Source organism: Polynucleobacter sp. Nonnen-W13, from assembly GCF_018881735.1.
GTDB lineage: Bacteria > Pseudomonadota > Gammaproteobacteria > Burkholderiales > Burkholderiaceae > Polynucleobacter.
The window spans coordinates 15773-41115 of record NZ_JACVPU010000001.1; the positions used below are offsets into that span (position 1 = coordinate 15773).

21 protein-coding genes and 1 pseudogene are annotated in these 25343 nt (G+C 45.7%); 10 read left to right on the forward strand and 12 right to left on the reverse strand.

What is annotated here, in order from left to right; translation table 11 throughout:
* Positions 1-2: 2 nt before the first annotated feature.
* The 5 genes from ICN27_RS00075 to def are packed head-to-tail and all read right to left on the reverse strand — an operon-like array spanning position 3 to position 5705.
* Positions 3-2297, reverse strand: a complete 2295-nt coding sequence (locus tag ICN27_RS00075; protein ID WP_216268537.1) for an ATP-binding protein — start codon at positions 2295-2297, stop codon at positions 3-5.
* A complete protein-coding gene (locus ICN27_RS00080) occupies positions 2294-2875 on the reverse strand; it encodes a DUF4390 domain-containing protein (protein ID WP_215308645.1) in 582 nt (193 codons plus the stop codon). Before ICN27_RS00080 ends, ICN27_RS00075 begins: the two co-directional genes overlap by 4 nt.
* Positions 2872-4185, reverse strand: coding sequence for a 16S rRNA (cytosine(967)-C(5))-methyltransferase RsmB (rsmB, locus tag ICN27_RS00085; protein WP_215308646.1), 1314 nt, complete (start codon positions 4183-4185; stop codon positions 2872-2874). The genes ICN27_RS00080 and rsmB overlap by 4 nt, the downstream gene beginning before the upstream one ends.
* Position 4186: 1 nt before the next feature.
* Positions 4187-5182, reverse strand: coding sequence for a methionyl-tRNA formyltransferase (gene fmt, locus ICN27_RS00090; RefSeq protein WP_216268538.1), 996 nt, complete (start codon positions 5180-5182; stop codon positions 4187-4189).
* Between the two features lie 7 nt (positions 5183-5189).
* Positions 5190-5705, reverse strand: coding sequence for a peptide deformylase (def, locus tag ICN27_RS00095; protein WP_215308648.1), 516 nt, complete (start codon positions 5703-5705; stop codon positions 5190-5192).
* A 71-nt stretch (positions 5706-5776) separates the two neighbouring features.
* Between def and dprA the strand changes: the two genes are divergently transcribed.
* Positions 5777-6475 (forward strand): DNA-processing protein DprA, encoded by a 699-nt coding sequence (dprA, locus tag ICN27_RS00100; protein ID WP_216268539.1) that lies wholly within the window; start codon positions 5777-5779, stop codon positions 6473-6475.
* A 198-nt stretch (positions 6476-6673) separates the two neighbouring features.
* A complete protein-coding gene (locus tag ICN27_RS00105; protein WP_216268540.1) occupies positions 6674-9352 on the forward strand; it encodes a DNA topoisomerase III in 2679 nt (892 codons plus the stop codon).
* A 59-nt stretch (positions 9353-9411) separates the two neighbouring features.
* Here the strand turns inward: ICN27_RS00105 and mnmC are convergent.
* The 7 genes and pseudogenes from mnmC to rpmH form a co-directional block, all read right to left on the reverse strand.
* A pseudogene (gene mnmC / locus ICN27_RS10380) lies at positions 9412-10413 on the reverse strand (FAD-dependent 5-carboxymethylaminomethyl-2-thiouridine(34) oxidoreductase MnmC); the annotation flags it as partial.
* Between the two features lie 47 nt (positions 10414-10460).
* The gene (locus ICN27_RS00110; protein ID WP_216268541.1) at positions 10461-12308 is read right to left on the reverse strand and encodes a phosphoenolpyruvate carboxykinase (GTP); all 1848 of its coding nucleotides are present in this window, start codon (positions 12306-12308) and stop codon (positions 10461-10463) included.
* Positions 12309-12398: 90 nt separating this feature from the next.
* Entirely contained in the window at positions 12399-13778 is a 1380-nt protein-coding gene (gene mnmE / locus ICN27_RS00115) for a tRNA uridine-5-carboxymethylaminomethyl(34) synthesis GTPase MnmE (protein WP_216269206.1), read from the reverse strand.
* A gap of 43 nt (positions 13779-13821) precedes the next feature.
* The gene (gene yidC / locus ICN27_RS00120) at positions 13822-15528 is read right to left on the reverse strand and encodes a membrane protein insertase YidC (protein WP_216268542.1); all 1707 of its coding nucleotides are present in this window, start codon (positions 15526-15528) and stop codon (positions 13822-13824) included.
* Between the two features lie 10 nt (positions 15529-15538).
* Entirely contained in the window at positions 15539-15778 is a 240-nt protein-coding gene (gene yidD, locus ICN27_RS00125; protein WP_216268543.1) for a membrane protein insertion efficiency factor YidD, read from the reverse strand.
* A 1-nt stretch (position 15779) separates the two neighbouring features.
* Positions 15780-16028 (reverse strand): ribonuclease P protein component, encoded by a 249-nt coding sequence (rnpA, locus tag ICN27_RS00130; protein ID WP_255534905.1) that lies wholly within the window; start codon positions 16026-16028, stop codon positions 15780-15782.
* Positions 16029-16105: 77 nt separating this feature from the next.
* Positions 16106-16240, reverse strand: coding sequence for a 50S ribosomal protein L34 (gene rpmH, locus ICN27_RS00135; RefSeq protein WP_011903922.1), 135 nt, complete (start codon positions 16238-16240; stop codon positions 16106-16108).
* 222 nt (positions 16241-16462) lie between these two features.
* On the opposite strand from rpmH, the gene dnaA reads away from it, so the two are divergent.
* The 8 genes from dnaA (at position 16463) to ICN27_RS00175 (ending at position 25327) form a co-directional block, all read left to right on the forward strand.
* Entirely contained in the window at positions 16463-17887 is a 1425-nt protein-coding gene (dnaA, locus tag ICN27_RS00140; protein ID WP_216268545.1) for a chromosomal replication initiator protein DnaA, read from the forward strand.
* A gap of 265 nt (positions 17888-18152) precedes the next feature.
* A complete protein-coding gene (gene dnaN, locus ICN27_RS00145) occupies positions 18153-19268 on the forward strand; it encodes a DNA polymerase III subunit beta (RefSeq protein ID WP_216268546.1) in 1116 nt (371 codons plus the stop codon).
* An 11-nt stretch (positions 19269-19279) separates the two neighbouring features.
* Positions 19280-21778 (forward strand): DNA topoisomerase (ATP-hydrolyzing) subunit B, encoded by a 2499-nt coding sequence (gene gyrB, locus ICN27_RS00150; protein WP_216268547.1) that lies wholly within the window; start codon positions 19280-19282, stop codon positions 21776-21778.
* 5 nt (positions 21779-21783) lie between these two features.
* On the forward strand, positions 21784-22278 hold the full coding sequence (locus ICN27_RS00155; protein WP_216268548.1) for an SET domain-containing protein: 495 nt from the start codon (positions 21784-21786) through the stop codon (positions 22276-22278).
* Between the two features lie 14 nt (positions 22279-22292).
* A complete protein-coding gene (locus tag ICN27_RS00160) occupies positions 22293-22517 on the forward strand; it encodes a DUF3717 domain-containing protein (protein WP_216268549.1) in 225 nt (74 codons plus the stop codon).
* 95 nt (positions 22518-22612) lie between these two features.
* Positions 22613-23380, forward strand: a complete 768-nt coding sequence (locus ICN27_RS00165) for an ABC transporter ATP-binding protein (RefSeq protein ID WP_216268550.1) — start codon at positions 22613-22615, stop codon at positions 23378-23380.
* Entirely contained in the window at positions 23377-24081 is a 705-nt protein-coding gene (locus ICN27_RS00170) for an ABC transporter ATP-binding protein (RefSeq protein ID WP_215308661.1), read from the forward strand. The genes ICN27_RS00165 and ICN27_RS00170 overlap by 4 nt, the downstream gene beginning before the upstream one ends.
* 22 nt (positions 24082-24103) lie before the next feature.
* Positions 24104-25327: an ABC transporter substrate-binding protein gene (locus ICN27_RS00175; RefSeq protein ID WP_216268551.1), complete on the forward strand. Its 1224-nt coding sequence runs from the start codon at positions 24104-24106 to the stop codon at positions 25325-25327.
* Positions 25328-25343 lie beyond the last annotated feature (16 nt).

The window sequence follows — 25343 nt, forward strand, 5'->3', positions numbered from 1 at the left end:
TCTTATGCTGCCTCTTTTGCCAGATTCATAAACAAAATTGATACTTGCGCACCGATCACCTCATCCGCCTGCATGCGATTCCGGATTTCGATCTTGGCACCGTGATCATCTACGATTTTCTTCACCACAGCCAGGCCTAATCCAGTACCCTTACTCTTCGTTGTTACATAGGGTTCAAAGGCTCTTGCCAATATCTTAGCTGGAAAACCTGAACCGCTATCACTTATTGTTAAACGCACCGCATTTTGTGGCACACCATTCAGTTCACCATAAGGCACTAATTCTGTTTTTACTTCAACCGGCTCAGATTGATGAATACCCTCAAGAGTAGCATCTTGCGCATTTTGTAAAAGATTATGAATAATCTGCCTGAGTTGCGTGGGGTCACCCATAATATTTGGGGAGTGCGGATCAAGCCGAGTCTTTATGGGACTTCCTTCATACAAGCCCAGAATCTCTTGCGTCAAAGTATTGATCGAAACAGGTTTCAGTTGCGGACTTGGCGTCTTAGCAAAGTCTCTGAAGTCATTCACCATTTGCTTCATGGCCTGCACCTGTCCAATGATGGTTTCCGTACTGCGATTCATCATCTCTTCCTGCTCAGGGCTCAACTTGCCAGCCAACTTATGCTGCAACCTCTCTGCGGAGAGCTGTATAGGGGTGAGTGGGTTCTTAATCTCGTGGGCCAGACGTCTAGCCACCTCACTCCAAGCAATTGAGCGCTGCGCACTCACTACGTCAGTGATGTCATCAAACACCACCATGCGCAAATCTGCTGTTAATTCAGTTCCACGTATAAATAAAGTAACACCAGGCTCATTTTCAAACTCGTTTGTACTATGCAGCTGAATCTGTTTTTGCCACACTGGCGCTGATGTATTTTTATCTTTTGCTGTTTGACTACCCTCTACGCCAACAGCCAGCTTCATGGTGGCAAAACCCTCTTTGATGGCTTGATCAAACTCGACAAGGCTGGGGCTATCACTTAAAGGGCGTCCATCCATTTGCGTTAAATCTTGCCCAAAGATACGATCAGCGCCGGCATTGCTAGAAACCATATTAAAGTTTTTATCGAAGATACAAACCCCGGCAGTTAAATTACCCAATACCGTTTCCAAAAATGATTTGGATTCTTGTAGGGAAGTTCTGGTGTCGGCAAGCTGACGGGTCATCACATTAAATTGACGCGTCAACATCCCTAGCTCATCGCCTGTATCTAACTCGGGCTTGGGTGATAAATCGCCTTGGGCAACAGCCTGCGTTCCTTTTAAAAGCATCAGTAGGGGTCGAGCCAACTGACGACCCAGAATTAAGGCCAAAGTAACGGCAACAAATAAGGCAAAGAACAAAGTTAAGGTCAGCGTACCCACAAACATTTTTCGCAAACCAGTTCGGCCTAATGACTTCTCTTGATAGTCACCATAGGCAGACTCAACCGCAACAATATTCTTAGCCAATGGTCCAGGAATGAATCGCACTAATTGTAAAAAATATTTATCTTCTACATCTTTTCCGGGAGCCTGCTTTTTACGAACAATCGGCACAATAGCTCTTACTCGATAACCTCGTTGACCACCATCCGCTTCAATTTGATCTATAAAGGTGGCGCCTTTCTTTCTAAAAGCGTCTGCAATCACGTCTGGGCTGGGTGCAGGAAAATATTTCTTGGGTCGTGCCTCGCTTGTCAATATCAGGTTACGCCCAATATTAAACAAACTAACCTCTTGAATGCCAAATTGGTTGCGTGCTTTCATCACAATGGCAGCAACTTGCTCTGAACTAGTACCCGAAGGAACTGCGACTATTTGCTCGGCAATATAATTACCCTCAGCCAGAATTTCTTCTTGAGCAACTCGCAAGGTAACGCGCCCTAATTCAAGACCCGCATCTAGTGCGGACTCCACTTGAACATCGAACCAGGTTTCAATGCTCCGGGATACGAACTGTAGAGAAACTCCATACAGAATTAATCCTGGGACAACTCCAACTAAAGCAAAAATCATGGCCAACTTTGCCACTAGCCGCGTTCCAAAACGCCCTTTACGCCAACGAATCGCAATCACAGTCACCAAGGTCAAAATGACTAAGGTTAGACAAATTCCAATCACCACATTGGCTGCATAAAGCCAAATGAAGTAGTTATCAAAGAACTCGGTATTAGATGTTGCAATTGATAAGAGTGCCAACAATAAAAGTGCAAAGGTGCCAATCAATGCCATTGCCGTGGGCAATGCACGCCTTTTCCAGGCGTCTTTTTCAAACGCATTTGACCCAATGAAGTCTAAAGATATCTTCATCGTTTAATTAAGTTAGGGCCATTGTGTGAAAACGGGAAGCGCACCCAGTCACTTGTGACATTCCAGTCGCGATTGTTGAGCGCATTTATCTGAAATGGCTTGGGCAACTTACCTAAATCTAGACTCATTCTTAACGCTGCAGTGTAAGACTTGCTCGAATCAATCTGGCCGCCATCAATTACCCTCCAACCCCCAATACTTCCAACAGCCTGTAAAGCCTCAAACATGGTGTTGGCAGAAAAGGTAAAGCCTTCAGAAGCAATGCGGTATTGCTGAGTCATTGGCTGATACGAAAGGCGGGTTGATCGTTGAGCAAGCGCGGGCTTTTCATCAAACCAGTACCAACGCGAACGTGTTAAGTCAAACTCAGTTTGAAAATATAAAACAATGCCTTTTTGAACAGCGTCCTCTAAGCCCGGTGTTAACTCAATCTTAAACGTGGCATTCAGCAGCCAATCGTTATCCACCCGCTCCAGATCGGCAGTTTTGAGCTTGATTCCCTCTGCACGCACCGCCACTGAAAATAGACTCAGGGCTATCAAAACACAAAGGGTGAATTGTTTAATGCCTTGGCTCATGGCCCATTTTTCTTAAACAAAGCATAGTAAAAACCGTCATTTAGCTCAGCAGGCAAAATTTGCCCTGGTGCGCTTAATCGTAATGCATCAGCATGCTCCGCAGCAAACCACGTCGCCTGCTCCTCGCCCTCCTCTGGAAATACCGAGCAGGTTACGTACAACAGTGTGCCGCCAATCTTGAGCATCTTCCAAGCTTGCTCCAAAATGGCGCGCTGCCTAAATTGCAAAGCCTTAATATCAGCCTCACGTCGCAAAAAAGGAATGTCAGGGTGCCTTGCAACAATACCCGATGCTGAGCAAGGTGCATCCAAAAGAATTTTGTCAAACAGCTTGCCATCCCACCATGCTGCCTTTGAGGCATCACCGCGTACCACGCGAACGAGATCAGACTGCAGACGCAAACGGTCTAAATTGCCGCCAATTTTTCTAAGACGCTCACCATCTAACTCCAAGGCTGTCATATCGCACTGCGCCAACTCCAGTAAGTGAGCGGTCTTCCCGCCCGGTGCAGCACAGGCATCCAATATGCGCTCACCTGGTTTTGGATCTAACAATACAGCCGCAATTTGTGCCCCTGCGTCTTGAACAGAAACTGCGCCACTATAAAAGCCTGGTAAGTCTGAAACTGGCACCGCCTCCTGTAATAACAAAGCGGAATCCAATGCGACCCCAGCAACACTATCAATTGGTTCGGCTGCGATACCAGCTTGATGCAATAACTCTTGATATTCCTTGCGCGTATGCTGTTTAATATTTACCCGCAAAATCAAGGGGGCTCGTTGGGCCTGCTGAATCAGCATGGCTTGCCAAGTCTTTGAATAGTTTCGCTTCAGGCTAGCTCGCCACCAGGGTGGGAAAAACATGGGAATAGGATCTGGCGCATAAGGCTTTTCATTTTCAGCCTGTACCGCAAGGCTAATCTTGCGAAGCACTGCATTCACTAGACCCTTTGCATACATCGTGGGCTCATATGCGCTGCAAGCTTTTACAGCTTGATCAACGATTGTATGCGCTGCATAACCCCTGCCATCAGATCCGCCCTGTAAAAACAAAGCAATCGCAACACTTAATAAGTGCTCTACCTCTGGTGGAGGTGCCTTTGGGATAAATTGTTGAATGAATTCATGTGATCTCACCCACTTACGTAAGGCATCAAACGTGAGGCTTTGGACAATAGGTCGCTCATGAGACTCTAGCTGATCTAACACTTCGGTGAGCGATCGACCTACCATTACTTCACCAATTGCTTGCGCAGAAATAGTGATTGCCTCTGATAGCGGAAGACTGCGCGGTGTTTTTTGATCGGTCAAATTAATCTTTCTTGAACTGCATTATTTTTTCCTGCGCGCGGTAGCTCTGTAAACAAGCGCTAGCAGAAATCTTTTTTCCACCAGGCTTTTGCATTTCCAAGATTTCAATCACACCATCTCCACACTGAACGTACACGCCATGCTCACTAAAATCCAAGACCTGTCCCGGAATAGCGCCTTGGAATATTGGTACCTTATTAGGTAAACAAGAGTTCCAAAACTTCATTTGCTCGCCATCCAAACTACTGGTAGATCCAGGAAATGGATTAAATGCTCGAATACGTCGATCGATCTCTACAGCACTTAATTTCCAATCAAGCTCTGCTTCACTCTTTAATATTTTTTCTGCATAAGTAACTCCCCCCATAGCTTGTGGAGTTCTTGTGATGGCGATGCCTTCATTTAAATCATTGAGAGTCTTGACCATCAACTCAGCGCCCAAGACTGCTAAACGGTCATGCAGTGATACGCTAGTTTCTTGAGGTGTAATTTTTAGATCGCCCACTAAAACAGTATCGCCAGTATCGAGTCCAGCGTCCATCTGCATGATGGTCACACCAGTGTTAGCGTCACCACTTTCTATCGCGCGCTGTATCGGCGCCGCGCCGCGCCACCTTGGCAGCAAAGAAGCATGAATATTAAAACAACCATGCCTCCCATTCTGAGAGGCAAGATCAAGAATGGCTTGGGGAAGAATTAAGCCGTAAGCAACGACTACCATTGCATCAAAATCAATGTTAGATAAATATTGAAAGGTCTCTTGCGCTGCCATTTTTTTCTGCAAGTCTGGATGGTTCTGCTTGAGCGTTTCAGGTTGCAACACCGGGATATTTTTCTCTAGTGCAAACACTTTTACAGGGCTCGCCTGAAGATGCATGCCGCGACCTGCACGACGATCTGGCTGAGTTAGTGCTAGCACAATTTGATGGCCAGAATTTTCTATTGCACGCATTGCTTGTGCAGCAAACTCAGGGGTACCAGCAAAAACAATTTTCATTGGGCGCTTAGCGCTCGCCTACTAATTCTTTTGCGCGCTTTTTCATTTTGAGGGAAATACGATTGCGCTTCAACATCGAGAGGTACTCAACAAACACCTTACCTTGCAAGTGATCCATCTCGTGCTGCAAACAGACTGCTAGTAGGCCATCTGCCTCTACTTCAAATTCTTTGCCGTTGATATCTAGCGCCTTGACTCGGATGACTGCTGGGCGATCTACCTCATCATAATATTCAGGCACAGAGAGGCAACCTTCGCGCCAAGATTTCTTTTCTGGGCTTGCCCAAACTAATTCTGGATTAATGAAAACCATTAATTGATCTTGATTATCAGATACATCAATCACCACAATGCGCTCATGCACGTCCACCTGGGTTGCAGCTAAGCCAACCCCGGGGGCCTCGTACATTGTCTCAGCCATATCGGCCACAATTTTTTTGATGCGTGCATCTACCAACGCTACGGGTTTGGCAACCTTATGTAGGCGTGGATCTGGATAACAAAGGACAGTTAATAAAGCCATATCGGAATTATCCAACAGAGTAATCAAGCTGTCCCGATAGTGCTTTGCAGCCCTATGCTCAAAATTGCCTTATGCGCACATCCAAAAATCCAGACATCATCCAAATTCACCGAAATACCCCTTACTACCCAACTCGTCTCTTGGATTTATCTGATCCGCCCAATTCACTGTATATATATGGGGATATTCACCTGTTAAATTTACCCATGGTTGCCATAGTGGGTTCACGTGCCGCTAGCCCAGAAGGAATCAGGAATGCTTACAGTTTTGCGCAAGCCCTTTCTGCGGAGGGCTATCTCATTATTTCTGGACTGGCTCGGGGTGTTGACGGAGCGGCTCACCGAGGCGCCCTTAGGTCAAGTCAGGGGTATCGAACCATTGCGGTATGCGGAAGCGGGCTAGATATTGTGTATCCGCGAGAGCATCTAGACTTAGCTCAAGCCATCGCCAACAGTGGGCTCTTGGTGTCTGAGCTAGCTTCAGGACTGGGGCCAAAGGCTTGGCACTTCCCACGTAGGAACCGCATCATTGCGGCCTTATCTCTCGGAATACTCGTGATTGAAGCAGCGGAGCGCTCTGGCTCGCTTATTACAGCCAGGCTGGGCTGTGAGCTTGGTCGTGAGATTTTTGCGATTCCCGGGTCAATACACAACCCACTCTCTAAGGGCTGCCATCAACTACTTCAGCAAGGCGCCAAGCTAGTTCAATCCCCACAAGACATTCTCGAGGAGCTGCCAAAATGGTCAGAAACCTCATTTAAAGGCATTTAAAGCGCTATTTTAGAAAAAATAGGGGCTCTAATAGGCTCTTACCAAACCCCTAAAAATGAGGTTTTTGGACTTTTGTTAATTTATCGGTTAATAATAAAAAAGGGGCATGGAAATAGTCTGACCAGGATCTGGTTTAAATTGGTTACCCGTTTTCACCCATTAAAAACATCATTTCAAGCTCAAATTTAGGCAAAACGCGTGGCAACTAAAGCATCTACCAAAAAAAATAGTCCTAAGACTTCAGCCGTTGATCACCCTAAAGCCCTGATCATTGCGGAGAAACCTTCCGTTGCGAATGACATTGCCAAAGCTTTGGGTGGCTTCACTAAATATGAAGACTATTTCGAGAACGATGACTTTGTCATCTCCTCTGCAGTTGGCCATCTATTGGAAATTGCCGCACCTGAAGAATTTGATGTCAAACGCGGTAAATGGTCGTTTGCAAATCTTCCGGTTGTACCGCCCTATTTTGACTTACGCCCGATCGCCAAAACTGAATCGCGGCTGAAGGTCTTGCAAAAACTCATTAAGCGCAAAGACATTAATGAACTCATTAATGCATGTGATGCTGGACGCGAAGGTGAGTTGATCTTCCGCTTAATTGCACAGCATGCAAAAGCACCGCAGGCTATCAAACGTCTGTGGTTGCAATCCATGACGCCAGCAGCGATTCGTGATGGCTTTGCCTCCCTGCGCAGCGACACTGATATGCAACCTCTCGCAGATGCGGCACGCTGCCGCTCTGAAGCGGATTGGCTTGTTGGTATCAACGGCACACGGGCGATGACCGCGTTTAACAGCAAGAGTGGTGGATTCTTTCTAACAACAGTTGGTCGAGTACAGACGCCAACACTATCAATCGTGGTTGAGCGTGAAGAACTCATTCGGAAATTTATTTCCAAAGATTATTGGGAGGTGAAGGCAGAATTTATTGCTGCAGCCGGCGTATATGAAGGACGCTGGTTTGATCCTAAGTTTAAGAAAGACGCCGCATCTCCTGATACTCGTGAGAATCGCCTTTGGAGTGAAGCTGCTGCCCAAAGTATTGTGGCTGCATGTCGCGATAAAAAAGCGAGCGTCAAAGAAGAAGCCAAACCAGCAACTCAATTAGCACCACAATTATTTGATTTAACTAGCCTACAACGTGAGGCAAATGCACGCTTTGGCTTCTCTGCTAAGAATACTTTGGGTTTAGCCCAAGCACTTTATGAGCGCCATAAAGTGCTGACCTATCCACGTACTGATGCTAAGGCCCTGCCTGAAGATTATTTGGATACCGTCAAGCAGACCATGGAAAATCTGGCTGAAAACGCACAAGAATATCGCGCCTTCGCCAAACAAATCTTACAAGGCGATCCCAAGGATCCAAAAGCCAAGCCAGGATATGGTTGGATTAAGCCAAACAAACGCATTTTTGATAACTCAAAAATATCTGATCACTTTGCGATCATTCCAACCCTAGAGTCTCCAAAGAGCCTCAGTGAGCCTGAGCAAAAGCTATATGACTTGGTTGTCCGTCGCTTCTTGGCGGTGTTTTATCCTGCAGCCGAATTCCGCGTCACTACTCGCATCACCGAGGCATCGGGACATCACTTTAAAACTGAAGGTCGCGTACTGGTCACGCCGGGTTGGCTAACGGTATACGGCAGATCGAACCAAGCGGATGACGAGTTGGTGGCAGTACAAGAAGGTGAAACCGTCCAAAATGAATCTATTGCGGCGATCCCATTAAAAACTAAGCCGCCAGCGCGCTATACCGAGGCAACCTTGTTATCGGCAATGGAAAGTGCTGGTAAGTGGGTGGATGATGATGAAATGCGTGAAGCGATGGCCGAAAAAGGTTTGGGCACACCCGCAACTCGCGCTGCCATCATTGAAGGCCTGCTGGCAGAGAAATATATGGTGCGCGAAGCACGAGAGCTAATACCTACCGCCAAAGCATTCCAATTGATGACACTCTTGCGTGGCTTAGATGTTGAAGAGCTAACAAGGCCCGATCTCACAGGTAGCTGGGAAAACAAACTTTCCCTGATTGAGCGTGGTGAGATGAATCGCGATACCTTCATGCAAGAAATTGCACAAATGACGCAGCGCATTGTCAAGCGCGCTAAGGAGTATGACAGCGATACTATTCCGGGCGACTATGCGACTATGTCTACGCCGTGCCCTCATTGCAAGGGTGCCGTTAAAGAAAACTATCGCCGCTTTGCATGCGAGAAATGTGGATTTACGATTAGCAAAACTCCGGGTGGCCGTGCATTTGAATATCCCGAGGTAGAAGAGCTGCTGCGTGAAAAAACGATTGGGCCACTGCAAGGATTCCGCAGCAAGATGGGTAGGCCATTTGCAGCCATTATTAAGTTAAGTGAAATTCCTGAAGATGATGCTGATTATCCAAACGCGGGCTTTAAGCTTGAGTTTGATTTTGGCAACACTCAAGAGGATGAATCTGAAGCTATCGACTTTACTGGCCGGCAAGCCTTAGGTGTATGTCCAAAGTGCTCTGGTGCCGTATATGAAGATGGCATGCGTTACTTATGTGAAAGAAACACCGGTCCAGACAAGTCATGTGATTTCAAAACCGGTAAGGTCGTTTTGCAACAAGAAATTTCTGCAGAGCAAGTTCAAAAACTACTTACCGAGGGCAAAACTGATTTGCTAACCAACTTCAAATCTAACCGTACTGGCCGTGGTTTTAAGGCTTATCTTGCCTTGGGTCCGGATGGCAAAATTGGTTTTGAGTTTGAAGCTAAGGCGCCCAAAGCGGGGGCTGCAGCTAAAGCTCCGGCAAAGAAGCGGGCAGGTGCAAGTGCTGCCACCAAGTCTGTAGCAAAGCCTAAGCGAGTGAGCAAAGCGAAGTCGTCTGCGAGCACTTGAGCTGTAATCAGCTTAGCCGCTAAGGCCGACCAAAGAGCGCCTCTAGACCCCAGGGCTGTTGCTAAAAATATCCCTGGGCGTTGACTCAGCGCACCAATGATCGGTAAGCGATCGCCCGCAACACAACGAATGCCCACAAAACTTCCTGCCTTTTGAAGTTGCTCAGTATCGCCCTCTGGGTAATTCAATAACCCCTTTGCCTGCTCACGATTAAAGTCATCGCTTGAATTCCAATCTTGAGAATCCAATTCACCCTCATCAAAACTAGATCCCACTATCCATTGATAATTTCCATCGGGAAGTTGCTTGGCTGGCAAACAATAGCCATCACCCGTGATAGCCGTGCGCGGCAGTCGTGGTGCCCAAGAACTTGTCATATCAACAGAAAAGATGCTCAGCTGCCCGCGCACCGGCCTTAAAGGTAGTCGCACATCGATGCTTTCAACTAAGCTTTTGGTTTCTAGTGCTGCTGCAATAATGACTTTGCCAGCCGTCATGATGGGCTTATCTTGAGCGTTCATTAACTGCCAACCCACACCGATTTTTTCCAGCCGAGCTACAGCGATATTCCAGCAACAAGTCAACATTGGGTGGGGTTTTAGTGCATCCCGTGTTACCTCAGATAAGTTAAGTGACGCGCCCCGAGGAAGCCAGATACCATCTTGATTAATGCCGCAGATTTTCGATGCCTCTTCCGCATAAAGCGCTTTAGCCATGCCTTCATCGAGCTCGAGTGATTTGAGATAAGTGTCGACATCATCACGACTAAAAGTTTTGTCTCTCTTATTTGGCTGAAAAATACCATGCTGATTCCAAGTCTGACTCCAGCGAGCCTCTGCCATCAAAAATGCAATGCGAGTTAATCGTAGTAAGCGCGGGGCACCTCTTCCAACATGGGGATGGGCAATGGCGTATGCGTGACTTGAACATGCTGATGCAGGTTGGGAGGCGCGATCAATAATGCAAACTGCTTGGCCACGCTCGAGTAATTCACTAGCAATACATGCGCCTGCAATGCCTGCCCCAATCACCACAATGTCATGGTGTTGGGGTAAGGTCATTAAATAATGATGTTGTTAAAAAGACTTCTTAAATTTCTAGGGGTGGCCTAGGCGTTTAAGCGCTTCTCGATTTTGCTGCGCGCCTCAATTAACTCCTTGGGCAAACGCTCACCTAAATGCGCAAATAGCTCTGAATGAAGTTTGAGCTCATTTTTCCAGTCATCAACAGCAACAGTAATGGCTTTTTCAAACTTGTCTGCCGAGTAATCGAGTCCGCTCCAATGTATATCAGCATGCTCTGGGCAAATACCAAATACAGTTTCTTTGCCTTTAGCTGTGCCTTCAGCGCGGCCCAAGATCCAAGAAAGTACGCGCATGTTCTCGCCAAAACCAGGCCAGACAAATTTACCGTTTTCATCTTTACGGAACCAATTTACGCAATAGATCTTTGGCAATACAGCGCCCTCTGCAGCAAGCTTGCTACCGATATTCAACCAATGTTGGAAGTAGTCACTCATGTTGTAACCAGCAAATGCAATCATGGCAAATGGATCACGACGTACAACACCTACTTGGCCAGTAATTGCCGCGGTGGTCTCAGAGCCCATTGTGGCGGCCATATAAACGCCCTCGACCCAGTCACGCGCTTCGCTCACTAATGGGACTGTGTTTGAGCGACGACCGCCAAACAAAAACGCATCAATTGCTACGCCTTCGGGGTTATCCCAATTAGGATCAACCGCAGGGTTGTTTGTGGCAGCTACAGTAAAGCGTGAATTTGGGTGTGCAGCTTTACGGCCAGCTGCACCATCAGCAGGGGTCCAGTCTTTTCCTTGCCAATCAATTAAGTGTGCTGGAGGTGTATCAGTCAAACCCTCCCACCAAACATCACCATCATCAGTTAAACCGACGTTAGTGAAGATCACGTCTTGGTTTAATGAATCGAGACAGTTTGGATTGGTTTGACGATTTGTTCCTGGAGCAACTCCGAAGTAACCTGACTCTGGGTTGATCGCAAACAAACGTGTCTTGCCCGTAACGGAATCTTTGCGCGGCTTGATCCATGCAATATCGTCACCAACAGTGGTAACTTTCCAACCCTCAAATCCCTTTGGAGGAATCATCATGGAGAAATTGGTTTTTCCGCAGGCTGATGGGAATGCTGCAGCAATGTGATACTTCTTACCCTCGGGTGATGTCACACCCAAGATCAACATGTGCTCAGCCAGCCAACCCTGGTCACGACCCATATTAGATGCGATACGCAATGCGAAACATTTTTTACCCAACAAAGCGTTGCCACCATAACCAGATCCGAAAGACCAAATTTCGCGAGTTTCAGGATAGTGCACGATGTACTTGGTTTTATTGTTAGGCCAAGCGACATCTTTCTCGCCAGCAGCCAATGGCTTACCAACAGTGTGAATACAAGGAACAAATTCGCCGGTAGCGCCAAGTTGATCAATGACCGGCTTGCCCATACGGGTCATTAAGCGCATATTGATAGCAACGTATGGGCTATCGGAAAGCTCAACACCAATGTGCGCAATTGGGGATCCAATTGGGCCCATAGAGAATGGCACTACATACATTGTTCTGCCGCGCATGCAACCATCGAATAATGGCTGGAGGGTGGCACGCATTTCGCTTGGCTCCACCCAGTTATTGGTTGGGCCTGCATCCTCTTTATTTGCAGAGCAGATAAAGGTGCGGTCTTCTACGCGAGCTACGTCATCAGGATCTGAAAGTGCTAAGAAAGCATTTTTGCGCTTAGCGGGATTAAGGCGCTTGAACACGCCCGCGCTTACCAACAGCTCACAAAATTCATCATATTCAGCCTGGGAGCCATCACACCAGCGAATTTTGTCTGGCTTGGTTAAGGCAGCTACATCGGCAACCCATTGAATTAATTTATGGTTTTTTACGTATTCAGGTGCATTGGTGTTGATGGTCATGTGAATCCTATGAAATGTATTATTTTTGATCGCACTATTTTAACATTTTGGGTGTCTTTTTTATGAGCAAGCCCACCAAGAGCGAATCCTTTATTTACCAATACAAAATTGGCTAAATATCTTGCCCAAAAGATCGTCTGGGAGCAGTTTCCCGGTAATTTGTCCGAGCTGATCTTGTGCCAAACGGAGCTCTTCCGCAAATAACTCCAGCGATATATTGCCATTAGCGGCAAATTGTTGAGATTGCTCTAAGTGGGTGGCAGCCCTATCTAAGCAGTCTAAGTGCCGCCTGCGCGCCACAATTACACCCTCTTGAGAGCCGCCCCAGCCAACCAGCTCTAAGATTTTTTGCTTCAAGGCCTCGATACCTTGGCCCGTCTTGGCTGAAATGAACATGGATTGTTTTTCACCTTGCTCAGGGGTAGGGCTTATCAATAAATCCGATTTGTTGTTGACCTCCAGCACGGGGCACTTTGGGGAGAGTGCTTTCAATATTTGGCCTTTTAGCTCCACAATTTCAGCGGTAGTGCTTGTTTCTGAAGAGCTTGGGTCTTGTAGAAAAATAACTAGGTCCGCCGCCGCAATAGCCTCCCATGATCTTTCGATGCCCTTTGCCTCAACTAGGTCGCTGGTCTCGCGTAAGCCTGCGGTATCAATGATGTGCATAGGAACGCCGCCGATGGTAATACTCTCCTTGACGCGATCTCTTGTGGTTCCGGCAATAGGTGTAACAATAGCGACCTCCTCACCAGCCAAGCGATTTAGAAGAGAGCTTTTCCCAACATTAGGTGCACCAGCTAAAACTAGCTGGATGCCGTCTCGCAAAATCTTGCCCTGTTTAGCCCCTTCCCTTAGCGCATATAGCTTTTGCATTACAGCCCTCAGGCGTTCACGAGCTTGGGCATTCTCTAAGAACTCAATCTCTTCCTCGGGAAAATCTAGAGTGGACTCCACCAAAATGCGTAGTTGGGTGATCTCTTCAATTAGGCCGTTGATGTCATTTGAGAAAACTCCTTGCAGAGAGCGTGCTGCGCCACGTACCGCCGCTGCACTTTGAGCATCAATTAAATCTGCAATCGCCTCGGCTTGAGCTAAATCGATTTTGTTGTTCAGGTAGGCTCTTAAAGAAAATTCGCCAGGCTCAGCAATTACTAGGCCTTGATCTTTTCCTAGTTCAAGACATCGCTTCATGACCAGCTCTAAGAGTTGTGGTCCACCATGACACTGCAACTCTAGAACATCCTCACCAGTAAAAGAGGCTGGGGCTGCAAAATAAATAGCAAGAAGTTGATCAATCAATTCACCTTGCGCATCTCGAAGTGTGAGTAAGCTGGCTTGACGTGGTGTAAGCGTCTTATTAAATAAAGCAGTAGCTATAGGCAAAAGCTGAGGCCCACTAATACGAATGACGCCGACGCCGGCTTTGCCCGGCGCAGTGGCAAGCGCAATGATGGGCAGCTTTCTTGTCATCATTGCGTGCACTCTTTATTTATTTTTTAGCTGCTAAAAAAATTTATTTAACCAGCTTCTTTCCAAACATCTGATTTATCTGCCATTGCTGAGCGATCGACAGTAGATTGTTTACCACCCAATACAAGACCAAGCCCGCAGGGAAGAAGAAGAACATAACCGAGAATACTAGGGGCATATACATCATTACCTTCGCCTGAATTGGGTCTGGTGGTGTTGGGTTAAGTTTGGTTTGTACAAACATAGAAGCTGCCATGATGATTGGCAAAATTCCAATTGGAATTGAACTTAAGCCAATCAAATCACTAATGGATGTGTCTGGTAATGAAAGGTCGTGAACCCACAAAATCCAGGGGGCGCCACGCAACTCGACGGATGACAATAACACCCAATACAAGGCAATAAATACTGGGATCTGAATCACCACGGGCAAACAACCACCCAAGGGATTGATCTTTTCTTTACGATACATCTCCATCATGGCCTGATTCATTTTTTGTGGCTCGCCCTTGAATTGCTCTTTCATTGCGACTAGGCGAGGCTGCACCTCTTTCATGCGCGCCATAGATTTATAGCTTGCCGCTGAAAGGGGGAAGAACACCAGCTTAATTAAGATGGTCAATAAAATAATTGACCATCCCCAATTACCAACATACGAATGAATGTTGTCCAAGAGCCAAAAAATGGGTTTCGCTAAAATGGTTAGGTAGCCATAGTCTTTAAGCAACTCAAAACCTGGTGCGATTGTTTCAAGTACACGCTCTTCTTGTGGGCCAACAAATAGTTTGGCTTTTTCTACAACCGTAGTGCCTGCGGGGACCACCCCTAGAGGGGTTTGCATACCAATTCGGTACAGATTGTTGTCAATTTTATTGGCGTAAATATCGCGTACCGCCTTATCACTTGGAATCCATGCGCTTGCAAAATAGTGCTGAACCATTGCAATCCATGCTGGCTCACCTGCAGCCACCTGAGTGGGGATGGTGATTTTGTTCTTATCAATTGCCGTGAATTCGAGCTTATTAAACTTTTCTTTATCTGTGTAGGCTGCCGGCCCAGTAAATGTAGTTGCTGAAAAGGCGCCATCAAAGGGGCCAATTTTTTGTTCCTGAGAAGCATCACGCACAATCTCGGTGTATAGAACAAGCGGGTTGGGGTTGTTGCCGGCCTGTGTAATGCGATGTCCAACATCCACAACGTAGCTTCCCCGGTTAAGGATGAAGGTTTTTTCAAGCTTAACGCCATTGCGCTCGCTGACGAAAACAATAAATGGACGACCTGATTCATCTTTTCCAGACTGAACCAGCTTAAATGTGCTGGTGTGATTTGGAAGGTCACTATTTAAAGAAATCAAGCCGGAGCGCGCAAAGTATTTGTGTGTAGGTGTGTACTGGAACAACTCGACAGATTTGTTTTCTGGTGTAAAAGATTTGAGTAACTTTGCATCTACGACGTTTGCGCCGCTTGCGCTAATTTTCAACTCAAGAACATCATTCTGTAGTGTGAACTTTTCCGCGCCCGCCATTGCGTCACTATTAATGGTTGGTGTTGTTACTATGGCTGGTGTGCTCGACAGTTGGGCTGGAACATCGGCCTTGCTTGTGGTTGCAGGCTTATCAGTAGGGGTTGGTGCACTTGCTATAGGACCACCAAACATCGAAGGCTTACCCTCATGAACTTGCCAATTGTTGTACAACAAGAGGCCCGACATGGAGAAGACCGCCCAAAGAATTGTTTTTTTAAAGTCCATTTGGATTCACTTAATAATGATGAGATGTTGGTTTTACTGCAGGGTCGTGTCCGCCTTGTGACCATGGATTGCAACGCAATATGCGCCACACTGTTAGCCTAAAGCTTTTTAAAAATCCATAATTAGTAAAGCAGTCGCAGGCATATTGTGAGCATGAGGGTATGAATTTACAGTGCATGCCGACAAAAGGACTCAAGGCTATTTGATAGAGTCTTACAGCCTTAATGGCCAGTTTGTTAAGTAGGCACACTTTAAATTAGTCCTGCAATTTGGAGTCGCAGATCTTCTTTTTCTTTGTCTCGGAGTCTACCGCGCGTTTCGCGACCAATTGGTTTTTTTAGCTTCACCACAACATCACGGCTAAGGTGTGTAGTTTGAGCACCCCTAACCAACTCACGGATCATGCGTTTTAATCGGTTGCGATCTACTGCACGTTTAGCCAGTTTTTTAGCTACCGCAATCCCCAAATCTGGTTTTGCCCCCTGATTTGGAGATGCCAAATACAAACCCCAACACAAACTTGTCTTGGGGCGTGTTTTTAATAACTCAGAAATCCTGGCGCTATTCAACTGCTAAATTAAACGGCGAGGCGTTTGCGGCCTTTAGCACGGCGGGCATTTAATACCGCACGTCCACTCTTGGTTTTCATACGAATACGAAATCCGTGGGTACGTTTACGACGTGTTACTGAGGGTTGGTATGTTCTTTTCATGATTCATCCTGCAAAACCCAGTATTTTCCTTGTTGCTCGGCAAAAGGTCAACCGCTGAAGAAGAATATATAGGTATTTTTCTCTATTTATTTGGTGATATTTTGATAAACCCTTAATTTATATGGGTGTTTTTGTGTTATTCACAAGTTATCCACAGGTTTTCCACGCTTTTCCAGCTTGTGGATAACTTTATGGGATCGCTACAATGAATCCTCCAAAAATATGAGCCATCTACAGAATCCGATTACTTTGAACTCACCTAGCCCACTGGGGTTTTGGGACGGCGCGCTTGGCGCGCTTGCTCGCGAGCTTTCCCCCCAACAATTCAAAACTTGGATCCAGCCCCTGAGCTTGGTTTCTTTTGATGAAAGTGAGCAATCACTCATCGTTGGAGCCCCAAATAGATTTAAGCTTGACTGGATTAAGAAAACATTCTCTGACCGCCTCCAAGAGTTGGCAGATCAGTATTTTGGTCATCCAATCAACCTCAGTTTTGTGCTGAGTGTGGAAGGTTTGGGTGCCCAGACGGTGGGGGTCGCCACAACCCAGGAGCCGCCTGGGCAGCAAGAGTTTGTTGCGGCTACAGACAACAACTCCACAGAAGAGCAGGCCTTTGAGATTGAGGATCACTCTAAATTGAACCCCAACCTTACCTTTGATACTTTTGTAACGGGCAAGGCAAACCAATTGGCTAGGGCTGCGTCGATCCAAGTCGCCCACAATCCCGGCACCTCATATAACCCCATGTTTTTGTATGGTGGGGTGGGTCTAGGTAAAACCCACCTTATTCATGCCATTGGGAATCACCTTTTGAAAGAAAAGCCTGGCGCTCGGATTCGTTACATTCATGCTGAACAATATGTCTCTGATGTGGTTAGGGCGTATCAGCAAAAGGCTTTTGATCGCTTTAAACGCTACTACCACTCACTTGATTTGCTGTTGATTGACGATATTCAATTTTTTAGTGGTAAATCGAGAACTCAAGAAGAGTTTTTTTACGCCTTTGAGGCGCTTTTAAGCAATAAAGCTCAAGTCATTATTACAAGCGATACCTACCCGAAGGAAATGGCTGGGATTGATGACCGCCTTATTTCCCGCTTTGATTCAGGGTTAACTGTAGCAATTGAGCCGCCAGAGCTAGAGATGCGAGTTGCTATTTTAATGAAGAAGGCTTTGAGCGAAGGTATCCCCATGAGTGAGGATGTTGCCTTCTTTGTGGCCAAACACCTTAGATCTAACGTACGAGAGTTAGAGGGGGCTTTAAGAAAAATTTTGGCGTTTGTTCGTTTCCACGGTAAAGAGGTCACGATTGAGGTGGCCCGCGTGGCATTAAAGGACCTCTTATCCATACAAAATCGACAAATTTCTGTCGACAATATACAAAAGGCAGTGGCTGATTTTTACAGCATTAAAGTTGCCGACATGTATTCCAAGAAGCGCCCCGCAAATATTGCTCGCCCCCGGCAAATTGCCATGTTTATGGCAAAAGAGTTAACACAGAAAAGTCTGCCGGAAATTGGTGAATTATTTGGGGGGCGGGACCACACAACCGTTCTGCACGCCGTTCGGAAGATTGGAGAAGAGCGCTCCCACGACGGGCAACTTAACCACGAAATCCATGTTATCGAGCAAACCTTAAAGTCTTAGGTTTTTTGCCTGTGGATAAGGTTGTGGATAGTTCAATGGATAAGTTTGGGGATTGTGTGTGGATAAATTGTGGAAAGATGGCGCTTCATGCAAAAATAGGGTGTTGATAAAAAGTTATCCAAGATTTATGCACGGTTTATACAAAAGTTTTCCACAGGTTTTTTGGGTTTTAGTGGGTTGTTTTATATATAGTTTTTGACTTATCCACCGAAATAACAAGCCTTATTACTACTACTAATAAGATATATACAAGGAATTAAAAGCAATGCAACTCGTAAACACTTCAAGGGATAGTTTATTAAAACCACTTCAGGTTGTTAGTGGCATTGTTGAACGTCGACACACTCTGCCTATTTTGGCAAATCTGTTGTTTAAAAAACAGGGTGACAAAATTTCTTTTATATCAACAGATATAGAAATCCAAATCACTACGAATGCAAGTTTTGGTGTAGGTGCTGAGGATGTCACCACCACCGTTGCAGCAAGAAAATTACTTGATATTTTGCGTGCACTCCCTGAGGGACCGGTGGCGCTAAACCTTAAAGATAACAAGATGGTCGTACAGAGCGGCAAAAGCCGTTTTTCTTTACAGACCTTATCTGCAACAGAGTTCCCGGTAATGCAAAGTGTTGGTGAGGTAACTGCGAGTTGGAGAATGGCTCAAAAGAGTTTTCGCCAATTGGTTAGCCAAGTTCATTTCGCTATGGCGCAACAGGATATTCGGTATTACCTAAATGGAATGTTATTGGTTGTTGAGGGTAAGCAGGTAATTGCTGTGGCTACTGATGGCCATCGTTTAGCTTATTCTCAAGTTGAGTTGGCTGAGGCTCCGGTGGGCTCTGGGCAAAGGCAGGAAATTATTATTCCTCGTAAAACTATTCTAGAGTGCCAACATCTACTTGAGGATTCGGATGAAATGTTGGAGATGAGTCTCACATCTAATCAAGTGAAATTTACCTTCGGCGATATCGAATTAATCTCAAAATTGGTGGAAGGTAAATTTCCTGATTTTCAACGGGTAATTCCTAAAGGCCACAAAAACTCACTAGTGGTTGGGCGTGATGTTCTGCAATCTGCACTTCAGCGCGCAGCAATCTTGACAACTGATAAATTTAAGGGCGTACGTTTTTCTTTGTCACCAAATCGAATTACAGTTCAATCAACTAATGCTGAACAAGAAGAGGCGCAAGAAGAGATTGAAACCGAATACAGTGGTGATGTTGTTGAGATTGGCTTCAACGTAAGTTATTTATTAGATGTCTTGTCAAATCTAAAAAATGAAAAAATTCAAATTAGCTTAGGTGATGCTAATAGTAGTGCGGTGATTACTTTACCTGGTTCTGAAGATTTCAAGTATGTTGTGATGCCAATGCGTATTTAATTTAGAAAAAAATGACTGAAGAAAAAAAAGTAGTAGAGCAGTACGGTGCATCATCAATTCAAATCTTAGAGGGTCTTGAGGCTGTTCGTAAACGTCCGGGAATGTACATTGGAGATACCTCCGATGGTACGGGGTTACATCACTTAGTTTTTGAGGTTTTAGATAACTCAATTGATGAAGCGCTTGCAGGTTATTGCTCTGAAATTACCGTTGTTATTCAAACTGACAACTCTATTTCCATCGTTGATAACGGTCGCGGTGTACCAACCGGAATTAAATATGACGACAAGCATGAGCCAAAGAGAAGTGCGGCTGAGATTGTAATGACAGAGCTACATGCTGGCGGTAAGTTTGATCAAAACAGTTATAAGGTTTCTGGTGGCTTACATGGTGTGGGAGTTAGCTGCGTAAACGCGCTCTCTAAATGGCTGAAACTTACCATTCGTCGAGATGGTAAAGCGCATTACATGGAGTTTGCGCGTGGTGTCATTCAGAACCGCAACATTCAAGAAGAAAATGGTGTTGCTACATCGCCAATCACTATTACCGGCGACACAACCTTATCTGGCACAGAAGTTCACTTCTTGGCTGATGAAACTATTTTTGGAAACATTGAGTTTCACTACGAAATTCTTGTTAAACGCATTCGTGAACTCTCGTTTTTAAATAATGGTGTTCACATTAAATTAATTGATCAGCGTTCTGGCCAAGAAGAAGATTTTGCCTTTTCCGGTGGTGTTAAAGGTTTTGTTGAATACATCAATCAAACAAAAAATGTTTTACATCCTAATATTTTTTACGCTGAAGGTATTCGTCCATCAGACTTAGGTGGCAACATTACCGCTGAAGTATCAATGCAGTGGAATGATAGTTTTAGCGAGCAAGTTTTATGTTTCACTAACAATATTCCTCAGCGCGATGGTGGAACCCATTTGACGGGATTGCGTGCAGCAATGACCCGTGTGATCAACAAATATATCGATGAGCATGAAGTTGCCAAAAAAGCCAAGGTAGAAATTTCTGGCGATGATATGCGCGAAGGCCTTGCCTGCGTTTTATCTGTCAAAGTTCCAGAGCCAAAATTTTCAAGCCAAACAAAAGATAAGCTAGTTTCTAGTGAGGTTCGCGGCCCAGTAGAGGAGATTGTTGCAGAAGCCTTAAGTGCCTATCTACAGGAACGCCCAGCTGACGCCAAAATTTTGTGTGGAAAAATAGTGGATGCTGCGCGTGCACGTGAGGCAGCCCGCAAGGCTCGCGACATGACTCGCCGCAAAGGTGTTTTGGATGGTCTGGGACTACCTGGAAAATTGGCGGACTGCCAAGAAAAGGATCCCACCAAATCTGAGTTATTTATTGTCGAGGGAGACTCCGCGGGTGGCTCTGCAAAGCAGGGCAGAGATCGCCGTTTCCAGGCCATTCTTCCATTGAAGGGAAAAATTCTAAATGTGGAGAAGGCGCGTTTTGACAAGATGCTGGCAAGCCAAGAGGTGGTTACTTTAATTACCGTCCTTGGAACTGGCATTGGCGCTGAAGAATATAAGGCGGATAAGCTTCGCTACCATCGCATCATCATCATGACCGACGCGGACGTAGACGGTAGTCACATACGGACACTTTTACTCACTTTCTTTTATAGACAGATGCCAGAGTTAATTGAGCGTGGCCACATCTATATTGCCCAACCACCTTTATATAAAGTGAAGTTTGGAAAAAATGAGCAATACATTAAGGATGACGCCGAACTCAATCAATTGCTTTTAAAGATTGCTCTTGAGTCAGCATCACTGCAAACCCCCACAGGTGAAATTATTGAGGGCGCCGCCTTGGGTGAGTTGGCTAAACACTATCAAGTGATTCAGTCCATTGTTGATCGTCTATCGCGCACCATTGATGAAGATGCTTTGCGCGCGATTGCCTCTGGCACACAACTAAACCTAGATACAGAAAAGTCAGCCCAGGAATCTGCTGAGCGCTTGCGTGTAGCGCTCGCGGACGCTTTAAATCCCTTAGCGCTTCCACCTGAAATTATTGTTCAAAAAGAAGAGCGCACAGATCGCTACAAATTACTGTTGTCTCGCCGTATTCATGGCAACCTGAGGTTGTCGGCAATCAACTCTGATTTTGTTCATGGTGATGACTATCAAAGCCTCGCCAATGCGGCGGCGGTTTTATCTGGCAAGGTGCTGCCTGGCTCGAAAGTGCGTCGTGGAGACCCAGACAAAAACCAAAAGGAACAGGCAATCCAAAACTTTAGGGCCGCTTTTGCATGGCTGCTTTCTGAGGCCGAGCGCGTTCTCAGTCGTCAGCGCTATAAGGGTCTTGGTGAGATGAATCCTTCCCAACTATGGGAAACCACAATGGATGCAGGATCACGCACCCTACTCCAAGTCAAAATTGAAGACGCAATTACTGCAGATCAAGTCTTCACCACACTAATGGGTGATGAGGTAGAGCCGCGCCGCGCCTTTATTGAAAAAAATGCCTTAATTGCGCGCAATTTGGATGTTTGATTTAAATGAGTAAAAAGAAATTAGTAGCTCCAAAAATTGATCGTTCGCGTATTGTTGTTAAGTCCTCACCTATTCATGGAAAAGGTGTTTTTGTTGCGAAGCCAATTAAAAAGGGTGACGCCATCATTGAATACAAGGGTGAGCGTATTAGTTGGAAGTTGGCTGAGAAGCGCCACCCACATGACCCCAAAGACCCGAATCATACTTTTTACTTTTCCCTAGAAGATGGTCGCTGTATTGATGCGAAGTATGGTGGAAATGCTGCGCGCTGGATCAACCATTCTTGCAAGCCAGTTTGCGAAACCCAAGAGGAAAGTTTTGGTGGTGAGCCCCGCGTATTTATCTACGCCAAAAGAGACCTTAGGGTGGGTGAGGAGCTTTTCTACGACTACTCCCTCGGAGTTGATGGTCGTCTAACCAAGCAAATGAAAAAGGATTATGAGTGCCGTTGCGGCGCTAAAAAATGTCGAGGCACAATGCTGTCTCTCGATAAGAAGTAAATTATTTTTTCAACATGCTGTTTATTTCTATTCAGGATTTAGAGGCTGCTATTAATTATTGGCGCAGCCAATCGCCCGCAGTTGGCGAGGAACTTCACTTGTGTCCAGAGGCCGCCGCCCTTGCAAAACCATATGCTCTTATGATTGTTCAGGGAGCTCAAAGGGCTTCCATGGATGTTTTGGATGAAGCGGCAAGGTTGGCAATCCAAAAATTTTTAAACATTACCCAGGCGAATTAATCATTACGTCCTCAACGTTTTTAGGGTTATCGCTATATTAGTAAATCACCTCTTAGGGTATTCTCAAACTCTTGCCTATAGATGGGTATAAGGATTTGAGTTTGCAAGAAACAATATTAAAAACAATTGGCCTTGGAAAGACATTCAAGGGTTTTTCTGCGGTAAGTGATGTCAATTTAGATGTTGCTCGGGGGACTATTCACGCCCTTATTGGCCCAAATGGCGCCGGCAAAACAACTTGCTTTAACCTTCTAACAAAGTTTTTGGAGCCCTCGTGCGGCCAGATTTTATTTAATGGCTTTGATATCACCAAAGAGCGACCAGCCCAAATCGCGCGGCGCGGCGTAGTCCGTTCATTTCAAATTTCGGCAGTTTTTCCACACCTAACTGTTTTAGAGAACGTTCGTGTTGCACTGCAGCGAGGATTGGCCACCGAATTTCATTTTTGGAAGTCTGGAAGCTCGCTAAGCGTTCTCAATGAGCGTGCTGAACAACTTTTGTGTGAGGTGGGCTTAGCAGACTTTGCTCACGAGGAAACCTTAAACCTGGCATACGGTCGCAAAAGAGCCTTAGAAATTGCCACCACTATGGCAATGGAGCCCGAATTAATGTTGTTGGATGAGCCAACACAGGGCATGGGGCACGAGGATGTTGAGCGCGTTACCGAGCTAATTGATCGGGTTGCCAAAGGCCGCACCATTTTGATGGTTGAGCACAATATGAAGGTGGTTTCCTCTATAGCTGACCGCATCACAGTATTGCAGCGAGGTTCGGTATTGGCTGAAGGCTCCTATCAAGAGGTTTCCAGCAACCCCTTGGTGGTTGAGGCTTACATGGGTAGCCACGGGGGTGATGGCACATGAGCACAATGGCATTGGAGGTTAAAAACCTCGAGTCTTGGTATGGGGAGTCTCACATTCTTCATGGCGTGAATTTTGCTGTTCGTGATGGTGAGGTGGTTACCCTTTTGGGTCGCAATGGTGCTGGTCGCAGCACTATCTTAAAAACCATCTTAGGCTTAACCAGTAAAAGAACGGGCTCAGTAGAAATTTATGGCAGCCAAACTATTGCGATGCCAACCTACAAAATTGCTCGCTTAGGTGTCGGTTTCTGCCCGGAAGAGCGCGGCATTTTTGCTAGTTTGAGTGCTGAGGAGAATTTACTGCTCTTGCCAGAAATTGCATCTGGCGGCATGGGCTTGGATGAGATTTATGAAATGTTCCCCAATTTGTACGAGCGACGCAATAGCCCCGGTACAAGACTATCGGGTGGCGAACAGCAAATGCTCGCAATGGCACGCATTCTGAGGACGGGCGCAAAACTCCTATTGTTAGATGAGATTACCGAAGGCTTAGCACCAGTGATCGTTCAAAAGTTGGGTGAGGTGGTTACCAGCTTACGCAACAAGGGCTTCACTATTGTGTTGGTGGAGCAAAACTTCCGCTTTGCCGCACCCTTGGCTGATCGGCATTACGTGGTTGAGCATGGCAATGTAGTTGAGGTTGTTAATCAAAATGAGCTTGCAGAAAAAGCAAGCTTATTAAATGAGTATCTTGGTGTTTAGTGGTTATTTATAGGAGACATAAATGAAGTTAAAGCAAATTACTGCGTGTCTGGTGGCGGCAACCTTTTTTGGTTCAAACCCAGCATTCGCGCAAACATCTAAAGTGAGTGGTGACGTAATCAAGATTGGTGTTTTAACTGATCTCTCTTCAACGTATTCTGATTTGGCTGGTCCGGGTGCTGTGATTGCTGCAAAAATGGCGATTGCTGACTTTTCAAAAGATGGCACGGTTATTGGTAAAAAGATTGAGCTGTTGAGTGCCGACCATCAAAACAAAGCAGATATCGCCGCAAACAAAGCACGTGAGTGGTATGACAAAGATGGCGTCGATGTGATTGTTGAATTGGTGTCTACCAACGTCGCACTCGCCGTAATGGAGGTGGCGGAACAAAAGAATAAGATTACCCTAGTATCTGGCGCCGCTTCTTTGCCAATCACCAATGAAAAGTGTACTGCTAATAACGTGCACTGGACCTATGACACTTATGCGCTTTCAAATGGCACAGCAAAGGCTGTTGTTAAGCAGGGTAAAAAGAACTGGTATTTCCTTACTGCTGACTACGCTTTCGGAGCGGCTTTGGAGAAAGACTCAACTAACGTTGTTAATGCTAATGGCGGCAAGGTGTTGGGAACCAGTAAGCACCCATTCCCGAATAGCGATTTTTCTTCATACTTATTGAAGGCTCAAGCTAGTGGTGCTGATGTTGTTGCCTTGGCAAACGCAGGTCAAGACACAATTAATTCTGTAAAGCAGGCCTCAGAGTTCGGTATTAATAAAAAACAAACAGTCGTTCCTTTGTTGATGTTTATTTCTGATGTTCACTCTTTGGGTTTGAATGCAGCTCAAGGCATGTATTTAACCGAAGGTTTCTATTGGGATAAAGATGAAAAGACGCGTGCATTCGCCAAACGTTTTATTTTGCAACATAAGCGTATGCCGACTAGCGTTCAGGCCGGTGTTTACTCATCAGTTCTTGCTTACTTAGCTGCAGTTCAAAAAGCGGGCACTGACGACACTCAAGCAGTAATGAAGGCTTTGAGATCTACCAATATTGATGATGGTTTGTTCAAAGGAAAAATCCGTGCTGATGGTAAGTTCGAGCATGATATGTATTTGCTAGAGGTGAAGAAGCCATCTGAATCTACTAGCCCATGGGATTATTACAACGTCAAGGCGGTGATTCCAGCTGCCGAAGCAACACAACCACTTTCATTGTCACGATGCAAGTTGGTTAATAACAAGTAATTGGTTTTTTAATAAG

What these genes read in the sequence shown, in the direction of transcription:
- dnaA (WP_216268545.1), top strand. Translation starts at nt 16,463, where the DNA reads ATGAGCCATCTACAGAATCCGATTACTTTGAACTCACCTAGCCCACTG.
- ICN27_RS00075 (WP_216268537.1), bottom strand. Translation starts at nt 2,297, where the DNA reads ATGAAGATATCTTTAGACTTCATTGGGTCAAATGCGTTTGAAAAAGAC.
- fmt (WP_216268538.1), bottom strand. Translation starts at nt 5,182, where the DNA reads ATGAAAATTGTTTTTGCTGGTACCCCTGAGTTTGCTGCACAAGCAATG.
- def (WP_215308648.1), bottom strand. Translation starts at nt 5,705, where the DNA reads ATGGCTTTATTAACTGTCCTTTGTTATCCAGATCCACGCCTACATAAG.
- dnaN (WP_216268546.1), top strand. Translation starts at nt 18,153, where the DNA reads ATGCAACTCGTAAACACTTCAAGGGATAGTTTATTAAAACCACTTCAG.
- gyrB (WP_216268547.1), top strand. Translation starts at nt 19,280, where the DNA reads ATGACTGAAGAAAAAAAAGTAGTAGAGCAGTACGGTGCATCATCAATT.
- ICN27_RS00175 (WP_216268551.1), top strand. Translation starts at nt 24,104, where the DNA reads ATGAAGTTAAAGCAAATTACTGCGTGTCTGGTGGCGGCAACCTTTTTT.
- yidC (WP_216268542.1), bottom strand. Translation starts at nt 15,528, where the DNA reads ATGGACTTTAAAAAAACAATTCTTTGGGCGGTCTTCTCCATGTCGGGC.
- ICN27_RS00110 (WP_216268541.1), bottom strand. Translation starts at nt 12,308, where the DNA reads ATGACCATCAACACCAATGCACCTGAATACGTAAAAAACCATAAATTA.
- ICN27_RS00155 (WP_216268548.1), top strand. Translation starts at nt 21,784, where the DNA reads ATGAGTAAAAAGAAATTAGTAGCTCCAAAAATTGATCGTTCGCGTATT.
- dprA (WP_216268539.1), top strand. Translation starts at nt 5,777, where the DNA reads ATGCGCACATCCAAAAATCCAGACATCATCCAAATTCACCGAAATACC.
- ICN27_RS00170 (WP_215308661.1), top strand. Translation starts at nt 23,377, where the DNA reads ATGAGCACAATGGCATTGGAGGTTAAAAACCTCGAGTCTTGGTATGGG.
- rpmH (WP_011903922.1), bottom strand. Translation starts at nt 16,240, where the DNA reads ATGAAAAGAACATACCAACCCTCAGTAACACGTCGTAAACGTACCCAC.
- mnmE (WP_216269206.1), bottom strand. Translation starts at nt 13,778, where the DNA reads ATGACAAGAAAGCTGCCCATCATTGCGCTTGCCACTGCGCCGGGCAAA.
- ICN27_RS00080 (WP_215308645.1), bottom strand. Translation starts at nt 2,875, where the DNA reads ATGAGCCAAGGCATTAAACAATTCACCCTTTGTGTTTTGATAGCCCTG.
- ICN27_RS00160 (WP_216268549.1), top strand. Translation starts at nt 22,293, where the DNA reads ATGCTGTTTATTTCTATTCAGGATTTAGAGGCTGCTATTAATTATTGG.